The organism is Trinickia sp., from assembly GCF_051961175.1.
Taxonomy (GTDB): domain Bacteria; phylum Pseudomonadota; class Gammaproteobacteria; order Burkholderiales; family Burkholderiaceae; genus Trinickia.
In genome coordinates this window covers 1-3,548 of sequence record NZ_JBQCDN010000036.1, presented here as the reverse complement: position 1 = coordinate 3,548, position 3,548 = coordinate 1, and the positions used below count along the sequence as shown (strand labels likewise).

3 protein-coding genes are annotated in these 3,548 nt (G+C 59.4%); all 3 read right to left on the bottom strand.

From position 1 onward, the window contains the following. Positions 1 to 878 (bottom strand): type VI secretion system baseplate subunit TssF (locus ACTHL0_RS02245; protein ID WP_440564956.1); only part of this gene is annotated, 878 nt, incomplete at its 3' end. After that, complete coding sequence (gene tssF, locus ACTHL0_RS02240) at positions 875 to 2,758, bottom strand: type VI secretion system baseplate subunit TssF (RefSeq protein ID WP_440564955.1); 1,884 nt, start codon at positions 2,756 to 2,758, stop codon at positions 875 to 877. The genes ACTHL0_RS02245 and tssF, both read right to left, overlap by 4 nt. Before the next feature lie 53 nt (positions 2,759 to 2,811). After that, on the bottom strand, positions 2,812 to 3,294 hold the full coding sequence (tssE, locus tag ACTHL0_RS02235; protein WP_440564954.1) for a type VI secretion system baseplate subunit TssE: 483 nt from the start codon (positions 3,292 to 3,294) through the stop codon (positions 2,812 to 2,814). Positions 3,295 to 3,548: the final 254 nt, after the last annotated feature.

Genomic DNA, 3,548 nt, shown 5'->3' with positions numbered 1-3,548 from the left:
AGATGAAGCGTGAGTTGGCCACCGGGGGCAGCCAAGCGCAGCCCGGCGAAATCAATGTCGATGAAATGAAAGCGTTGCGGAAATGCGAAATATTCACCGAGCAGCCCAAATGCCTGACCGGGCTCCTTTGCATCCGTGAAAAGCCAATCCTGCGGTTCGAAGCCCACTCTCTTGACCGGATGGTCCGCAAGACGTGCCCAGCGCCCCGTGCTGTCTTCCACATAAGCCTTGGTCGTACGCAGTTGCAAGGTATCGATGAGCGCAGCAGCCGTTTGCGGCTGACCGGCCACGTGGACACGTAGGGTGTTTGGTGTCGCCACATCGAGGCCGCAGCCGGGTTTGACTGAAGCAAAGGTCACGGACAGCATGCCGCTCATCTCGGGCGGCAGCTTCACGCTGGGCGGAACGGCCGGGGTAAGGGCGTAATGCGCACGCGTGATTCGCAACGGCGCAAGCACCACATCGTACGCGGTGCGGAAGTTGCACTTTCCGCTCTTGGTCAATAGCTGCGTGCCGCGCGCAATGTGCACGGGCTCCGCCAAGCCGTCGAACATGCCAGCAATGTCGAACTGGGCGACCGAGCATGACGGAAACGGCCGCAGGTACTGCGGATACGATCGTTCGATCACCGCCTCGGACAGCTCCGGATAATCGTCGTCGATCTTCATGCTGTGCCGAGCGTTCATCAGGGCTGTCGACTGCGCAAGACGTTCGACGCCCGGATCGTCCGAGCGTCCATCGCTGTTGATCGATAGGCGCGCGGCCGCTTCCGGGTTTCGCTCGGCGAAGGCACGCATGTCGCGGCGTAGGATCTCGAGTTCCTTTTCGTAGTAGTGCCGCAGCAGCTCGTCGTCGAAATCGTTGTAGTTTGTCGTCATCGGCCAAGGCTTCCGTGAGGTGCGTTCGCTAGTTGCGTGGGTTGCGCGAGTACGGAGTCGCAGTTGCGCGGCTTGCATCGCATGATTTCTTCGCCCGTATGCTTCGATACGACGATCAACTGGACAAAGCTGTTTATACGGACGTCGTACCCGAGAAACTGATCGATCGCCCCCGCGAACGCCGCGATGCTGGCGCCGACGAAATGACGTTCGTCGATGGTCAAGCGTATTTCGATGCCTTGCACGGCCGTCGGATACGGGTAGCCGGGCAACTCGACCATCGCATCGCGCGACTCGAGGCCGACAATCCCTTCGATATGACGCGCTGACACGGCGGAGCGCCGCTGGTCGTACAACACCAAGATCGTCCTGAGCGCCGCAAGATGCATCTGCGCAAGCGAGAGATGATCGAGCACCATGTGCGAAGCGAGCCGCAGTTGCAACTCGTCGTCGCGCTCGAAGCGCAGGGTGTGCGTCGGCCGGCGCAGCATCGCGATACTGGGCGTCGGGCCGTCATCGACACCGTCATGCACGAACAAATCGCCGCCTTCGAGCCCAACGGCAAGTCGCGACGGCAGATCGCGGTTCGTGCACGTCAGCTTGAAACTCAACGTATCGGTCTGCACAGCCATCGGATTGAAGTTGGCCTCGACTACCGAAATCTCGGTTTCGTAGCCGGGGCTCACCGACGCCACCGCTTCGTTTCGGCGAGCGAACCAACAATGCCCAGCCCCATGCGCATCGCCATAGCGCTGCACGAAAAGCGGCGGTAACTCCATGATCCGATCTTGCTCTGGCGTTTGACGGACGAGATGCACCGAATCGATCGAGTAAACGTCGTAGGAAGACGCATGGCCTGCATCGGCCAAGACCGGATACGCGACCTCTTCGTGCGTCAGGCGAATCGGTTCGCCGCGTCGGCTGAACAGATTAACGACGGGCGTCGAGAAGAGTCGGAAATGCGTCGTCGACAACGACTCCAGCAGTCGCCCCGCATGTGGGTTGCCGTGGCCCTCCTTCAGGACCACATGCAGTGTGGCGAGTCGGCATGGGCCCGCCGTATCGAGCATCGCTGCGAGATCGATGTCGGCGAAATCGAATTTCTCTTGAAAGCCGAAATATTCAGCCAGCGGCTGGTAGGCCGGGTGCGACCGCAAAGGATAGTCCAGCAGCGTATCGTGCTTGCCGAAACCGGCTTGCTTGATCGGCACGGTCCGGAGCGGTCTCCAGCGGCCGTCGTCTTCGCCCTCCACATAGCTTGCCAGCGCATGGATGAACAGGCCATCGGCCAGCGCGGCAATAAACGAAGATTCGCCGTTCAAATGCAGGCGGATCGTGCGCAAGGCCGGCGAGCGCAAGTCCAGCTGCGGCGCCGTTGTTTCAAACGTGATGGATACGATCCCGGCCGCGTTCGCGGGTAGCACGACGGGCGCCGCCGCAGCCGGCAGATAGCGCACCGCACTGATCGTAAGCGGGGCGAGCGTGACGTCGTAAGCGGTTTTGAATTGGCATTGGACGCCGTTGATCGATCGGCTGACCAATTCCGTGCCCCGTGCGATCACAAAAGAACGCGGCTCAACGACGGCAGGATCAACGGAAAACTGAGCGATCGAACAAGCCGGGAACGGCCGTAGATAGTGGGGATGGAGGTTGTCGAACAACGCCTCGACGCTGTTCGGATAATCGTCATCGAGCTTCTTGCGGATTCGGGCATCGAATAGCGCGATCGCATGGATCATTTGCTCGATGTACGGATCGTCGCTCTGCTCGGCCACCGGCAAAAGCCGCCCCGCGATCTTGGGATAGCGCTGTGCGAAGTCTTCGGAATAGCGACGCAAAAAAGATAGTTCGCGCTCGTAGTACGGCAGCAATTCGTCCATCTAACTCTCAGAATCTTGTTATGTCGTTGGAGGCGCTACCCTCCGTGCTGCGCTTAGGACCGCTTGGGGCGTGCACGTGCGACCGAATATTGCAGCGTGGCCGGTTGGAGCATCGCATCGAAGCTGACCGGTTCCTCTGCTGGGTGCACCACCAACATCGCCTTGATGGCGAAGCACAGCACGTTCGTGGACTGTGCGTTCATTTCCAGTTTGACCTCGACTTGTTTGAGCCTGCGCTCGTGGCGTTCTATCGCAAGTCGAATCGACTTGCAGATGGTTTCCCGGTCGTCATGGCTGGCAAGGCTTAGTCCAGCAAAATCGTTCAGGCCGTAGGTCAGCACCGACCGCCGGCATTCGTCGAACCCGGCGAGGCGTTCGTCTGTATATGTAATTCGGGCATTCAGAAGAGACTCGATATGACGAGCGACCGAGCCTTTGAGTTCGTCGAGCGACAACTGCCGCACGACGGCGGACGCCGGCTGGTTCCGGCCATCGCCGAACAACTTATCGAGCAAACTGGGTTCGAAGCGACTCATTAATCGGCGACGGTTATCGTTTTCAGTTGGAAAAATGGCAATAATGCACGACTCTCATGAGCGCGAATGGTACAGCACTGCGCTTATCCCAAATTTCGGCGCGACGCTGTTTACGTTGTCAATCGGATTGATTACCGTCAGATTTTTCTGAAAATCGCGTCAGTATCGAGTGCCTGCGGCCGAGATTGCGATAACTGGGAACCGCCGCGAACGCGGAGGAAACGTCCCCATGCCTTGGGCCACTCAGGCGGCCA